Origin of the sequence: uncultured Sphingomonas sp., from assembly GCF_902806265.1 — a bacterium.
In the GTDB taxonomy this organism is placed as follows: Bacteria; Pseudomonadota; Alphaproteobacteria; order Sphingomonadales; family Sphingomonadaceae; genus Sphingomicrobium.
The window spans coordinates 20,807-34,940 of sequence record NZ_CADCVZ010000015.1; the positions used below are offsets into that span (position 1 = coordinate 20,807).

The window sequence follows — 14,134 nt, forward strand, 5'->3', positions numbered from 1 at the left end:
CCGCAGTTCTCTTGAAGGGACTGGATTGCTTCGTCGCGTCGCTCCTCGCAATGACGAGGCGATGGACGACCTTCCACCTTACGCCGGTTTATTGAAGCTGCGAACCGAAGTGGGGGCGGACGGCTCGCCGTTGTTCGTCATGCCCTTCCACGACGATGTGGTCGGCCGGCCGATGTACCTGCACGGCGGGGCCATCGCCGGCCTGCTGGAGTTTGCAGCCTATGGCACGCTGCGGCGGGCGCTGGACGGCGGCGCGGTAACGATGAAGCCGATCACGGTTACGGTGAACTTCATGCTCGGCGGGCGCGATCGGGAAACGTACGCCTCGGCGGTGGTCGAGCGGCTCGGGCGAAGCGTCGCCAATGTGGAGGCGTTCGCCTGGCAGGAAGATGCCAAGCGACCGATCGCGAGTGCGCGGATCAACTTCCTGCTGGAGCGGTGATGTGCTCCTGCGAAGCAAGAGCCCAGTGTTCTTCCAGGCTACAGCTAAAGGAACTGGGCTCCTGCCTACGCAGGAGCACTAATACCCGCTCAGCTCCGCGACCTGCCGGGCGTGGTAGCGCCAGTCACCCCATAACTGCCCGAGCACAGCTTCCCGCTTCATGTAGAGCCCAATGTCGTGCTCGTCTGTCATGCCGATGCCGCCGTGCATCTGCACCCCTTCCTGGACGGCGAGCTGGGCGGAGCGCGTGGCCTTGGCCTTGGCGACATGGACCATCAGCTCCGCCTGCGGCGCGTCACGGTCGAGCAGCTCGGCCGCCTTCCACGCCGCCGCGCGGGCGATTTCGACTTCGCTGTGGAGGTGGGCCGCGCGATGCTGCAGCACCTGGAACTCGCCGATCAGCCGGCCGAACTGGCGGCGGGCCTTGAGGTAATCGACAGTCATGTCCGACGCGCCCGCGGCGACTCCGACCAGCTCGGCGGCGGAGCCAGCCCGGCCGGCTGCAAGAGCGCGGGACAGCGGCGTCCAGCCGTCGTCGACCTCACCGACTACCGCATCGGCGTCGACCGCGACATCGTTGAAGGCGAGGCGCGCAGCCTTGCTGGAGTCGGCGAGGTTGACGTTCTCGACCTCAAGGCTGTGCGCGCCGCGTTCCACCGCAAACAGGGTGAGGCCCTCGCGCTCGCCCACCCCGCCGGCGGTCCGTGCCGCGACCAGAATCAGGTCGGCGGAGGCGCCGTGCACCACGAACTGCTTGGCGCCGTTCAGCACGAAGCCGTTGCCCTGGCGCCTGGCCTCCAGCGCGACTGCTTCGGGCGCATGGTGCTTGCCTTCGTCGATCGCCAGCGCGGCCACGGTCTCGCCCGCCAGAATGCCGGGGAACCAGCGTTCGCCCTGCGCCGTCCCTTCCAGCGCCTTCGCCGCCGCCACAGCCGTGGTCAGAAAGGGCGAGGGCGTCAGGTTGCGCCCGATCTCCTTCAGCACCAGCGCCGCCTCGGTCGCGCCAAGCCCGAGGCCGCCCTGGTCCTCGGGGATGACCACTCCGGTCAGCCCAAGCTCGGCGAATTGCTTCCACAGGCCGTGGCCGAAGCCGTCCTTGCAGCCCGTACCACGCCAGTGGCGCAGCTGCTTCTTGATGGTGCCTTCCTCGGCCAGGAAGGTCCGCGCCATGTCCTGCAGCTGCCTTTGATCGTCCGTGAGCAGGGTCATTCGTCAGGCTCCCGGCAGGCGCAGGATGTGTTTGGCGACGATGCCGAGCTGGATCTCGCTGGTGCCGCCCTCGATCGAGTTAGCCTTGGTGCGGAGCCATTCGCGCGCCGGTTTCCCACCGCGAGTGCGCTCGCTCTCCCACTCGAGCGTGTCCGAGCCGCCAGCGGCCATGACCAGCTCGTGGCGGCGCTTGTTCAGCTCGGTGCCCGAGTATTTCATCATGCTCGGCATAGCCGGGTGCGCTTCGCCAGCCTTGAGCTGATCCATGAAGTGCTCGCTCATCGCGGTGAAGGCGAGGGCGTCGATGTCGAACGCGGCCACCTCCGCGCGCAGGAACGGGTCTTCGATCTGACCAAGCTGCTTGCCCAGCAGCGCCGATCCGCCGCCGCCTAGGCCCATGCCGCTGATCATTTCGCGCTCGTGTTGGAGGAGGTATTTGGCGACGTCCCAGCCGCGGTTCACTTCGCCCACCACCTGATCCTTGGGCACCTTCACGTCATCGAAAAAGGTTTCGCAGAAAGGCGAATAGCCGCTGATCAGCAGGATCGGCTTGGTCGAGACGCCCGGCGAGTCCATGTCGAACAGGAGGAAGCTGATCCCGCCCTGCTTCGACTCGGTGCTGGTGCGGACCAGGCAGAAGATCCAGTCGGCCTGATCGGCGTAGCTGGTCCAGACCTTCTGGCCGTTGACCAGCCAATGGTCGCCCCGATCTTCGCACTTAGTTTGAAGGCCGGCGAGGTCGGACCCGGCGCCGGGCTCGGAATAGCCCTGGCACCAGCGGATCTCGCCGCGGGCGATCTCGGGGAGGAAGCGGCATTTCTGCTCCTCGGTGCCGTACTTCAGCAGCGCCGGGCCGAGCATGGAGATGCCGAAGCTGTAGAGCGGCTGACGGGCGCCGATCGCGCGCAGCTCCTCGCGGAGTATCTTCGACTCGGCCGGCGACAGGCCGCCGCCGCCGTAGTCCTTTGGCCAGTCGGGCACGGTCCAACCGCGCTCGGCCATCACCTCAAGCCACTGGCGCTGCGCATCGGAGGAGAAGGTCCACTTGCGCCCGCCCCAGCAGGCGTCGTCCTCCGACCTTGGCCGCGTTCGCATCTCGGGCGGGCAGTTCGCCTCCAGCCAGGCGCGGATCTCGCCGCGGAACTCCTCGAGGTCGGCCATCGGACTTGTCTCCCTTCGCCCCGCGTCCTAGCGCATTTTTCCGCAGCGCGAAGGAGCACAAGTGGACTTCGATCACACCGACCGCCAGGCCCACTTCCAGGGTCGCGTCCGCGAGTTTATCGACGCGCATGTCCGGCCGCGCCAAAAGGACTATTACGCGGAGATCGGCCAGGGCGACCGGTGGCAGCCGCTGCAGCTGATCGAGGAGCTGAAGGCGGTAGCGCGGCAGCAAGGGCTGTGGAACCTGTTCATGCCGCCGGGCGGCGCGCTGCAGCACGTCGACGAGAGTTTCGATTTCCAGGGCGAGCAGCTGACCAACCTCGAATATGCGCTGTGCGCCGAGGAGATGGGCCGCATCGGCTGGTCGAGCGAGGTGTTCAACTGCTCCGCGCCCGACACCGGCAACATGGAGGTGCTGCACCGCTACGGCACGCGGGCCCAAAAGGACGAGTGGCTCGCGCCCTTGATGGGGGGCGAAATCCGCTCGGCGTTCCTGATGACCGAGCCCGGAGTGGCCAGCTCGGATGCCACCAACATCCGGTGCGAGATCCGGCGCGAGGGCGGCGACTACGTGATCAATGGGCGCAAGTGGTGGTCGAGCGGGGCGGGCGACCCTCGCTGCAAGGTCTCCATCCTGATGGGCAAGACGGACACGGAGGCGCGAAAGCACCAGCAGCAGTCGATGATCCTGGTGCCGATGGACTCGGCGGGCGTGACGGTCGAGCGGGCGCTCAACGTCTACGGTTACGACGACGCGCCGCATGGGCATATGGAGATCGAGCTCAAGGAGGTGCGCGTGCCGGCGGACAACCTGCTGCTGGGCGAGGGCCGCGGGTTCGAGATCGCGCAGGGGCGGCTGGGGCCGGGGCGCATCCATCACTGCATGCGGACCATCGGGGCGGCCGAGGAAGCGCTGGGGCTGATGGTGCGGCGACTGCAGAGCCGGGTGGCGTTCGGCAAGCGCCTGTCGGAGCACTCGATCTGGGAACAGCGAGTGGCGGAAGCGCGGATCGAGATCGACTGCTCGCGGCTGCTGTGCCTCAAGGCCGCGGACCTGATGGACAAGGCCGGCAACAAGGCCGCCAAGGCCGAGATCGCGATGATCAAGGTCAAGGCGCCGCAGATGGCATTGAAGATCATCGATGACGCGGTGCAGGCGCACGGCGGTGCGGGGGTGAGCCAGGACACGCCGCTGGCGTCGAGCTGGGCGGGCATCCGCACGCTGCGGCTGGCGGACGGGCCGGACGAGGTGCACAACCGGGCGATCGCACTGATCGAGTTCGGCCGCCACGCCCCGGTCGATCCGCAGGTGCCGTGAGGCGTCATCCCGGCGCAGGGCTCCCATCAAAGTAGTACTTTGATGGGGCGCGTAGGCCGGGATCCTATTCGAGCTGCGGCACGCTATTGGCTTGAGATCCCGGCCTGCGCCGGGATGACGGAGGAAAGATGGATCAGTCCCTGTTCGACCTGACCGGCAAGGTCGCCATCGTCACCGGCTCCTCCCGGGGCATCGGCCGGGCCATCGCCGAGGGCATGGCCGAGCAGGGCGCCACCGTCGTCATCTCCAGCCGCAAGCAGGACGCCTGCGAAGAGGTAGCAGGCGAGATCAACGCCAGGCATGGCGAGGGCACCGCGGTCGCGGTCGCTGCCAGCATCTCGGACAAGCAGGCGCTGCAGAACCTCGTCGACGAGACGCGCGCGCAGCTCGGCCGCATCGACGTCCTCGTCTGCAACGCCGCGTCCAACCCCTATTTCGGCCCGATGGCCGGGATCACGGACGATCAGTTTCGCAAGATCATGGACAACAATGTGCTGGCCAACCACTGGCTGACCAGCATGGTCGCGCCCGAGATGCTAGAGCGGGGTAGCGGCTCGATCATCATCGTGTCTTCGGTCGGCGGGCTGACCAGCTCGACGGTGATCGGGGCCTACAATATCTCCAAGGCCGCGGACCTGCAGCTGGTGCGCAACCTGGCGGCGGAGTTCGGGCCCAAGGGCGTGCGGGTGAACGCCATCGCGCCGGGGTTGGTGCGGACCGACTTTGCACGGGCATTGTGGGAGAATCCGGAGATCCTCAAGCGTGTGACCTCCGTCGCGGCGCTGAAGCGCATCGGCGAGCCGCGCGAACTGGCGGGCGCGGCGGTGTTCCTGGCGAGCGACGCGGCGAGCTTCGTCACGGGGCAGACGCTGGTGGTGGACGGCGGCTCGACCTTCGGAGCGGGACTATGAGCATCGAACCCGAAGACCGTCACCACCCACGGCTGGAGGGCAAGGTCATCGTGGTGACCGGCGCCGGCTCGGGTATCGGCAAGGCGACAACCGATCTCTTTCGCGAGCATGGCGCGACCGTGATCGCCGCCGACCTACAAGGGGCTGAGCACCAGGCCGACGCGGGCAGCGAGGAGGATGTGCTCCGCCTCATCTCGATGGCGCGCGAGGAACATGGCGCGCTGCACGGCTTCTTCGCCAACGCCGGCATCTCGGGTGGGCTCGCCAGCATCTTCGAGCAATCGCCGGAAGACTGGCAAAAGATCCTGCGGGTCAACCTGATCGGGCCGTTTCTGGCGATCAAGCATGCCGCGCCGGTAATCAAGGAACAGGGCGGCGGCTCCATCATCTGCACCGCCTCGGTCGCGGGCATCCGCGCGGGGGCGGGCGGGCCGGCGTACTCGGCGTCCAAGGCCGGCGTCATCAACCTGGTCAAGGTCGCCGCGACCCAGCTTGCCGGATCGAACGTGCGGGTCAATGCGATCTGCCCGGGGCTGATCGAAACGGGCATGACCAAGCCGCTCTACGACATGGCCCGCGCCGGCGGAAAGGCGGAGCTGATCGGTCAGCTCAATCCGCTGAAGCGCGGCGGCGAGCCGCCCGAGATCGCCCGCGCGGCCCTGTTCCTCGCTTCGGACGAGTCGAGTTACGTCAACGGACATGCGCTGGTCGTGGACGGCGGGCTGTCCGTGTCGCACCCCTTCCATCGGCAAGTCTACGGACAAACCAGTTTCTAACTTCGGAGCAAGAGATGACCTCCCCCATCACCACGGAAAAGCACGGCCACGTTCTCATCATCCGCTCCAACAACCCGCCGGTGAACTCGCTCGGCCATGCGGTGCGCGAGGGGCTGGTGCGCGGGATCGAGGAAGCGGAAGCGGACGAGAGCGTCGCCGCCGCCGTGATCATCGGCGAGGGCAAGACCTTCTTCGCGGGAGCGGACATCAGTGAGTTCGGAACGCCCAAGGCGTTCGCGCAGCCCATGCTGCCGCAGGTCGTCGACATCATCGAGAACTGCTCTAAGCCGGTGGTGGCGGCGATTCATGGGACGGCGCTGGGCGGCGGGCTCGAGGTGGCGCTGGCGTGCCACTACCGGGTGGCGGTGCCCTCGGCGAAGCTGGGTGTGCCGGAGGTGAAGCTGGGCCTGCTGCCGGGCGCGGGCGGGACGCAGCGGCTGCCCCGGGTGGCTGGCGTGCGACACGCGTTGGAAATGACGACTAGCGGCACTCCGATCGGCGCCAAGGACGCATCCGACGCCGGCTTGGTCGACCGGATCATCGAGGGCGACCTGCTGCAGCATGCGGTGGCTTACGCGACGGAGGTGGCGCAGGTGCGGCCGCTGCCTCGGTCGTCGGAGCGTCAGGACAAGATTGAGGGCACCGACCCCGCGATCTTCGACGAGTTCGTGCGGGCGAACCCGCGCACCTTCAAGGGCTTTGAAGCACCCCTCAAGAACCTCGAAGCGGTGCGGGTCGCGACGAAGAAGCCCTATGCGGAAGGAGTGCAGGAAGAGCGCCGCCTGTTCATGGAGCTGATGAGCGGCACGCAGGCCAAGGCCCAGCAGTATTTCTTCTTCGCCGAGCGCAAGGCAGCCAAGATCGAGGGCGTCGGCGAGGACGTGCGCCCGCGCGAGATCAGGCGCGTCGGCGTGATCGGCGCCGGGACCATGGGGGGCGGCATTTCCATGAACTTCCTGTCGGCCGGCATCCCGGTGACCATCGTCGAGATGGCGCAGGACGCACTGGACCGCGGCACCGGCGTGATGCTCAAAAATTATCAGGCGAGCGCTGCCAAGGGGAAGCTCACCGCCGAGCAGGTCGGGACGGCGATGGGGCTGCTCAAGGCGACCTTGAACTTCGACGAGCTCGCCGACTGCGACCTCATCATCGAGGCGGTGTTCGAGCAGATGGAGATCAAAAAGGAGATCTTCTCGCGCCTGGACAAGATCGCCAAGCCGGGCGCGATCCTGGCGTCGAACACCAGCTACCTCAACGTCGACGAGATCGCCGCTGCGACCTCGCGGCCGCAGGACGTGCTCGGGCTGCACTTCTTCTCGCCGGCCAACATCATGAAGCTGTTGGAGGTGGTGCGCGGCGCCAAGACCGCGCCGGACGTGCTGGTCACCGCCATGAGCCTCTCCAAGCAGATCAGGAAGGTCGCGGTGGTGGCGGGCGTCTGCTACGGCTTCATCGGCAATCGCATGCTCATTCCGCGGCAGACGGAGGCGACCAAGCTGCTGCTGGAGGGCGCCACTCCGGCGCAGATCGACAAGGTGCATGTCGACTTCGGCATGCCGATGGGGCCGTTTCAGATGGCCGACCTCGCGGGCGTCGACATCGGCTGGCATCGCGACCCCACCCGTATCGAGAACATTCGCGATGCGCTCTGCGCGGTCGACCGTTGGGGCCAGAAGAAGGGCGCTGGCTTTTACGACTATGACGAGAAGCGGAAGCCTTCGCCCAGCCCCAAGGTACAGGAGATTATCGAGGACTTCCGCGCCAAGGCCGGGGTGCAGCCGCGGGAGATCAGCGACCAGGAGATCGTCGAGCGCACGCTCTACACCATGGTCAACGAAGGCGCGAAGATCCTGGAGGAAGGCATGGCCCAGCGCGCGTCGGACGTCGATGTGGTATGGGCCTACGGCTATGGCTGGCCGGTCTACCGGGGCGGACCGATGTTCTGGGCGGACACGGAGGGATTGCCGAAGATCGTCGAGGGCCTGCGCCGGCAGGAAGGGCGCATGGGCAGCAATTTCAGCTTCTCGCGGCTGCTGCTCGACAAGGCGGAGCGCGGCGAGAAGTTCGCCGGGCGCTGAGGGCGGTCGGGGCGGTTGCTGCAATGCACCATTTCGGCTAACGCGCCCGCGACTTTTCCAAGGACAATCTGATGAACCTTCGCAACGTGGCGATCATCGCCCACGTCGATCATGGCAAGACGACCCTCGTCGACCAGCTCTTCCGCCAGTCCGGCACCTTCCGCGACAACCAGCGGGTGGAGGAGCGGGCGATGGACTCCAACGACCTGGAGAAGGAGCGGGGGATCACCATCCTTGCCAAGTGCACTTCGGTCGAGTGGCGCGGAACCCACGTCAACATCGTCGATACGCCGGGCCACGCCGACTTCGGCGCGGAGGTCGAGCGCATCCTGTCGATGGTCGACGGCGTGATCCTGCTGGTCGACGCCGCCGAAGGGCCGATGCCGCAGACCAAGTTCGTGACCGGCAAGGCGCTGAGCCTCGGCCTCAGGCCGATCGTCGTCGTCAACAAGATCGACCGCCCCGACGCGCGCCCGGCCGAGGTGCTGGACGAGGTGTTCGAGCTGTTCCTCAACCTCGAGGCGAACGACGAGCAATTGGACTTCCCGGTGCTCTACGCCTCGGGTCGCGCGGGCTATGCCGGCGAACAGGACACGGTGCGCGAGGGTGACCTTACGCCGTTGTTCCAGAAGATCGTCGATCATGTCCCGGCCCCGGCGCTCGACCCTCAGGGCGAGTTCAAGATGCTGGTCACCCTGCTCGACCGGGACAACTTCCTGGGCCGCATCCTGACGGGCCGGATCGAGAGCGGCACGCTCAACATCAACGATCCGATCCGCGCGGTCGACGTCAACGGCAAATCGGTCGAAGACGGCCGCGTCACCAAGCTGTTTGCTTTCCAGGGATTGGAGCGGGTCGCGGTGGAAACCGCCAAGGCGGGCGACATCGTCGCGATCGCGGGCCTGATGAAGGCGACCGTGTCCAACACCATCGGTACGCCGCAGATCACCGAGCCGCTGCACGCACGCGAAATCGATCCGCCGACCCTGTCGATGACCTTTGCGGTCAACGACAGCCCGTTCGCCGGCAAGGACGGCGACAAGGTCCAGAGCCGGGTCATCCGCGAGCGGCTGGAGCGCGAGGCGGAGGGCAACGTCGCGATTCGCATCAGCGAAACGCCCGGCGGCGAGGCGTTCGAAGTGGCGGGCCGCGGCGAGCTTCAGCTCGGCGTGGTGATCGAGACCCTTCGCCGGGAGGGTTTTGAGCTCAGCATCAGCCGACCCCGGGTGTTGTTCCGCGACGGTCCGAACGGCCGCGAGGAGCCGTACGAGACGGTCGTGATCGACGTGGATGACGAGTTCGCGGGAACGGTGGTCGAGAAGATGGCGCAGCGCAAAGCCGAGATGACGGACATGCGCCCATCCGGCGGCGGCAAGACCCGGATCACCTTCTCCGCACCATCGCGCGGCCTGATCGGCTATCATGGCGAGTTCCTGTCCGACACGCGCGGCACCGGCATCATGAACCGGCTGTTCGAGAAGTACGGCGCGCACAAGGGGCCGATCAGCGGGCGCCAGAACGGCGTGCTGATCTCGATGGAGACGGGTGCGGCAGTGGCCTATTCGCTCAACATGCTGGAGGAGCGCGGGGTGCTGTTCATCTCGCCTGGCGATATGCTCTACGAAGGCATGGTCATCGGCGAGAACGCCAAGACCCAGGACCTGGAGGTCAATCCTCTGAAGTCCAAGCAGCTCACCAACTTCCGGGCTTCGGGCAAGGACGAGGGCATCCGCCTGACTCCGCCGCGGAGGATGAGCCTGGAGCAGGCGATCGCGTACATCCAGGACGACGAGCTGGTGGAGGTCACGCCCAAGGTGGTGCGGCTGCGCAAGCGCTTCCTTGACCCGCACGAGCGCAAGCGGCAGTTGCGTAAGGCCGAAGCGGCCTAGGCTTCGAGTTGCTGTTCCACTTCGGGCCAGGTTCCTTCCGCTCGTCCTGCCGAGCCAACGACTGACCCCCAGTGTGGTTGAGTTGCCGCACGCTACGGGTATCTGGGGTCCAGCGATTGAAAGCGAGGGGTTCGGCGATCCGCTGAGCCGTAGAGCGAGACGGACGCAAGGTACGGTTGCTGCCCTTCGTTGTGGGTGCACCCGATCCTTCGGCCGCCAGAGACTGAGACAGAATGACCCTTTGGACGTGGGCGCGGCGTGCGTCGGCCCTGGCCGCTGCCTGTTTGTTGGCGTTTGGCGCAGCGGATGCTGCTCAGGCGCAAGCGAGCGGGACTCCAGCTACCCCGGCGGCAGCTTCGTCAGCACCCGTGTCGATCGCGGTCCCGTCCCAAGCGCTGGGCAGCGTTGCGACCGCAGCTGCTCCAGTGACTTCGCTGAAGGCAGCTGCAGCCACTGCGGCTGCTCCCGTCGCGGTCAGCCATACCGGGCTCTGGCCGCTCGTCTGGGCCAATCTGGCGGGCTCCGCGCTCGACGAGGAGCTGTCCTGCATCGCCACCGCCGTGTACTTCGAAGCGCGCGGCGAACCGTTCGACGGGCAGCTGGCCGTGGCCCAGGTAGTGATCAACCGGGCCCGCAGCGGACGCTACCCGCCGAGCTACTGCAACGTGGTCAGGCAGCCGTGGCAATTCTCCTTTGTCCGCGGCGGACGCTTCCCGCCGGTCGATATGTCCAGCCCGAGCTGGTCCTACGCGCAGGCGATCACGCGGATCGCGAGCAACCGGCTGGCAAGTGCGCTTCCCACGGACGTTCTGTGGTACCATGCCGACTATGTCGCGCCCGTTTGGGGCCGTCGATTGAGCCGAGTCGAGAAGATCGGCGCCCACATCTTCTATCGATCCTGACCGAACGGAACTGGGACAGGCGTTAACAGCCCGGAAACCATGATCGCGCGGTGCGTTGAATGAACAACTGTTCGTTCGCACGCGAGAAACCTCCATGTTCAAGCGCCTGGCCTGTGTCGCTGCCGCCCTGCTCGCGGCGCCGGCTGCGGCAACCGGATTTGCCGAGCTGCCGCCGGCCGCGGCGGTGGCTGCCTTCACGGCGGAGCGGGGCGAGGCGCCCTTGTGGCTGCGCGATGGCCCCGACGGACCTGCCGTTCGGCGGCTAAACGCAACCCTGCGCCAAGCTCCGCTTGATGGCTTGGCGATCGGACCGCGGCTTGCCGCCGCGAGCGCAGCGGCGGTCGAGCGGGCGCGGGGCGGCGGTGCCGTGGAACGGGCGGAGGCCGAGCGGATGCTGTCGGCCGCCTGGGTGATGTACGTCCAGGCCCTGCACTGGCCGACCGCGGGCATGATCTACGCCGACAGCTCCGTTGCGCCCAAGATCCCGGCGCCCGCGGCGATCCTGGCGCAGCTTGCCTCCGCGCGATCCCTTGCCGGGCATGTCGAGCGGGTGTCGGCGGTCAACCCGCTATACGCCGACCTCCGCGCGGCGTTGGCGAAGGAAGCCGATCCGCAGCTCAGACGCACCCTCCAGGCCAATCTCGAGCGCGCGAGAGGGCTGCCGGCCGGCGGGCGCTATATCCTGGTGGATCTGGCCGCGCAGCAATTATGGATGATGGAAGACGGCCGGCCGGCGGACAGCATGAAGGTGGTCGTCGGCAAGGCGGAGATGAAGACCCCGTTGATCGCCGGAACGGTCCGAGCTGCGACGCTGAACCCTTATTGGAACGCGCCCGCCGATCTTGTTCGCCGAAGCATCGCGCCGGCTGCGGCGGCCGGTGGCGCTGCCTATCTCCAGGCCAAGGGCTATGAGCTGCTATCGGGCTGGCAGGCCGACGCTCGGCAACTGTCGCCGGCTGAAGTGGATTGGCAGGCTGTAGCCGACGGCCGGACGGAGGTGCGCGTCCGGCAGAAGCCCGGCCCGGGCAACATGATGGGCGCGGTCAAGTTCGAGTTCGCCCGGGCGCAGGGCATCTACCTCCACGATACGCCCGACAAGTCGCTGTTCGCGCGCGAGGTCCGGACGTTCAGTTCGGGCTGCATCCGGCTGGAGGATGCAGCGCGGCTGGGGCGGTGGCTGGTGGGCCGCAAGCCGGTTGCGAAGGAGGACGTGCCGGAGCAGGTGGTGAACTTGCCGCAGGCGGTGCCGGTGTACGTGACGTATCTGACCGCTCGGGTCGAGGATGGGCGGGTGGCGGTGGCGGCGGATGTTTATGGGTTGGATGGGGCGGCTGCGCAGCGGTTGGCGTCGCGCTAGTCTCGGGAGAGCCGTCGCGGAGTGGATCCGCGACGTCGATCCTGTCGCGCCTGCGGCTCGCAGGTCGGCCGGCCTTCCGCGACTCTCGGCTAAGCACCGCTATGCTGCGCAAGCCTGCGCTTAGCCTCGGCGCTGCAGGCTTGGATGCCCGACGTGGATTCGAACCACGATTGACGGAGTCAGAGTCCGTAGTCTTACCATTAGACGATCGGGCAGCGCTTGAAGGCCGCTCACCTAAGTTTCGCGCCGGTGCCTGTCAACTTGCGCGCCCTAGCAACTTCCGCTTAAGCTGGCGGCAAGTCAGCCGCTCCCCCGCATCGTACGTGAGGGGCGGTGAAGGAAAGAACAGGCGATATCCATGGCGCAGTCTGCCGCCAGCGCGCCGCTGCCTTCCTCGTCCGGAAGGGCGGACATCGACAAAACAGCCGGCCGGGCCGCCCCCAGGCACACCTATGCGGCCATCGATCTTGGCACCAACAATTGCCGGTTGCTGGTCGCTCGGCCGACGAACGACGGCTTTACCGTCGTTGACGCCTTTTCCCGGATCGTCCGCTTGGGCGAAGGTCTGGCGCAGAGCGGGCGGCTGTCGAGCGAGGCGATGGACCGGGCGGTGGACGCGCTGGCGGTATGCTCCGACAAGCTCAGACGGCGGCGGGTGTGCTTGGCGCGATCGGTCGCTACGGAGGCCTGCCGCCGCGCGGTCAACGGCCGCGAGTTCATCGACCGGGTCCGGCAGGAAACGGGACTGGCCCTGGAGATCATCCCTCCCCAAGAGGAGGCACGGCTGGCGGTGCTCGGGTGCCACAAGCTACTGGAGCCCGGCGACGGACCGGCGCTGATCTTCGACATCGGCGGCGGTTCGACCGAGCTGGTGCTGGTCGGCCCGGGCGAGGAGGACCATGCGCCCCGGATCAAGGCATGGTGGAGCGCGCCATGGGGCGTGGTTTCGCTGACCGAAAGCGAAGGGCGGGCGGCGCTCGAAGGGAGCGAGCGGGTGCCGGCCTATCGCCGCATGCGGGAGCGGACCCGCCATGCCTTTTCACGCTTCGCCGAACTGCTGCCCAAGGATGCGGCGAACATCCGGCTGCTGGGGACCAGCGGCACGGTGACGACCCTGGCGTCTGTGCACCTCGCATTGCCGAGCTACGACCGCCGGGCGGTGGACGGGCTGCACGTGCCGATCGGGGCCATGCGCGACATCAGCACCGCCATCTCGGAGATGAACTTCGCGGAACGCTCCTCCTTGCCGTGCATCGGGGCCGAGCGGGCCGACCTGGTGGTGGCGGGCTGCGCGATCCTGGAGGCGATCCTCGACATCTGGCCGGCCGAGCGACTCGGCGTCGCCGACCGCGGCATTCGCGAAGGCATCCTGCGCAGCTTGATGGCCCGCGACGGCCACGCGCTTTGAAGCGGATCAAGACGGCCAGGGGGCGCAAGGTCGGGTCGACCCGGTGGCTCGAGCGGCAGCTCAACGATCCGTACGTCAAGCGCGCGAAGGCCGAGGGCTACCGTAGCCGCGCGGCCTACAAGCTGCTCGAGCTGGACGAAAAGTTCGGCCTGCTCAAGGGCGTCCGGAGCGTCGTGGACCTCGGCATCGCACCTGGGGGATGGAGTCAGGTGGTCCGCAGGAAGGTGCCCGCGGCGAGGGTCGCGGGCATCGACCTGCTACCGACCGATCCGATCGACGGCGTGACCATCCTGCAAATGGACTTGATGGACGAGGCCGCTCCGGGAGCGTTGCGCGAAGCGCTTGGCGGCCCGGCGGACCTCGTCATGTCGGACATGGCGGCGAACACCGTCGGTCACCCGCAGACCGATCACCTGCGAACCATGGGGCTGGTCGAGGCGGGGCTGGAGTTCGCGTGCGAAGTGCTGCGACCCGGCGGCGCTTACGTCGCCAAGGTGCTCGCGGGCGGTACGGACAACCAGCTGTTGGCTGCGCTCAAGCGGCATTTCGCCAGCGTCAAGCACGCCAAGCCGCCGGCCAGCCGCAAAGATTCCAGCGAATGGTATGTAGTGGCGCAGGGCTTCAAGGAAACCGCCGAGTAGCCGCCAATCTTCTGAAGCTCAGCAGGAACCAAGCAGTGGGGC

12 protein-coding genes and 1 tRNA gene are annotated in these 14,134 nt (G+C 67.2%); 10 read left to right on the forward strand and 3 right to left on the reverse strand.

Annotation, left to right across the window (positions count from 1 at the left end; genetic code table 11):
- The first annotated feature begins 61 nt into the window (after positions 1 to 61).
- Entirely contained in the window at positions 62 to 442 is a 381-nt protein-coding gene (locus QZX62_RS03805; RefSeq protein WP_294172245.1) for a PaaI family thioesterase, read from the forward strand.
- A gap of 78 nt (positions 443 to 520) precedes the next feature.
- Here the strand turns inward: QZX62_RS03805 and QZX62_RS03810 are convergent, their stop codons facing one another.
- Both QZX62_RS03810 and QZX62_RS03815 read right to left on the reverse strand, forming a co-directional pair.
- Positions 521 to 1,651 carry an acyl-CoA dehydrogenase family protein gene (locus QZX62_RS03810; protein ID WP_294172247.1) on the reverse strand — a complete coding sequence of 377 codons (1,131 nt, stop codon included), beginning with the start codon at positions 1,649 to 1,651 and terminating at the stop codon, positions 521 to 523.
- A gap of 3 nt (positions 1,652 to 1,654) precedes the next feature.
- Complete coding sequence (locus QZX62_RS03815) at positions 1,655 to 2,812, reverse strand: acyl-CoA dehydrogenase family protein (protein WP_294172250.1); 1,158 nt, start codon at positions 2,810 to 2,812, stop codon at positions 1,655 to 1,657.
- A 61-nt stretch (positions 2,813 to 2,873) separates the two neighbouring features.
- On the opposite strand from QZX62_RS03815, the gene QZX62_RS03820 reads away from it, so the two are divergent.
- From QZX62_RS03820 to QZX62_RS03850, 7 genes are all read left to right on the forward strand, one after another.
- Positions 2,874 to 4,130, forward strand: a complete 1,257-nt coding sequence (locus QZX62_RS03820; RefSeq protein ID WP_294172252.1) for an acyl-CoA dehydrogenase family protein — start codon at positions 2,874 to 2,876, stop codon at positions 4,128 to 4,130.
- Between the two features lie 128 nt (positions 4,131 to 4,258).
- Positions 4,259 to 5,041, forward strand: a complete 783-nt coding sequence (locus QZX62_RS03825) for an SDR family NAD(P)-dependent oxidoreductase (protein WP_294172254.1) — start codon at positions 4,259 to 4,261, stop codon at positions 5,039 to 5,041.
- Positions 5,038 to 5,817 carry an SDR family NAD(P)-dependent oxidoreductase gene (locus tag QZX62_RS03830; protein ID WP_294172256.1) on the forward strand — a complete coding sequence of 260 codons (780 nt, stop codon included), beginning with the start codon at positions 5,038 to 5,040 and terminating at the stop codon, positions 5,815 to 5,817. The genes QZX62_RS03825 and QZX62_RS03830 overlap by 4 nt, the downstream gene beginning before the upstream one ends.
- Positions 5,818 to 5,831: 14 nt before the next feature.
- Positions 5,832 to 7,895 (forward strand): 3-hydroxyacyl-CoA dehydrogenase NAD-binding domain-containing protein, encoded by a 2,064-nt coding sequence (locus tag QZX62_RS03835; protein WP_294172258.1) that lies wholly within the window; start codon positions 5,832 to 5,834, stop codon positions 7,893 to 7,895.
- 71 nt (positions 7,896 to 7,966) lie between these two features.
- Positions 7,967 to 9,784, forward strand: coding sequence for a translational GTPase TypA (gene typA, locus QZX62_RS03840; protein WP_294172260.1), 1,818 nt, complete (start codon positions 7,967 to 7,969; stop codon positions 9,782 to 9,784).
- Between the two features lie 425 nt (positions 9,785 to 10,209).
- A complete protein-coding gene (locus QZX62_RS03845) occupies positions 10,210 to 10,686 on the forward strand; it encodes a cell wall hydrolase (protein ID WP_294172262.1) in 477 nt (158 codons plus the stop codon).
- A 94-nt stretch (positions 10,687 to 10,780) separates the two neighbouring features.
- Positions 10,781 to 12,043: a L,D-transpeptidase family protein gene (locus QZX62_RS03850; RefSeq protein WP_294172263.1), complete on the forward strand. Its 1,263-nt coding sequence runs from the start codon at positions 10,781 to 10,783 to the stop codon at positions 12,041 to 12,043.
- A gap of 141 nt (positions 12,044 to 12,184) precedes the next feature.
- Here QZX62_RS03850 and QZX62_RS03855 read toward each other — a convergent pair.
- A tRNA-Gln gene (locus QZX62_RS03855) sits at positions 12,185 to 12,258 on the reverse strand.
- Between the two features lie 143 nt (positions 12,259 to 12,401).
- Here QZX62_RS03855 and QZX62_RS03860 point away from each other — a divergent pair.
- Both QZX62_RS03860 and QZX62_RS03865 read left to right on the forward strand, forming a co-directional pair.
- Positions 12,402 to 13,451, forward strand: a complete 1,050-nt coding sequence (locus QZX62_RS03860) for a Ppx/GppA phosphatase family protein (RefSeq protein WP_294172264.1) — start codon at positions 12,402 to 12,404, stop codon at positions 13,449 to 13,451.
- A complete protein-coding gene (locus QZX62_RS03865) occupies positions 13,448 to 14,092 on the forward strand; it encodes an RlmE family RNA methyltransferase (RefSeq protein ID WP_294172266.1) in 645 nt (214 codons plus the stop codon). The genes QZX62_RS03860 and QZX62_RS03865 overlap by 4 nt, the downstream gene beginning before the upstream one ends.
- Positions 14,093 to 14,134 lie beyond the last annotated feature (42 nt).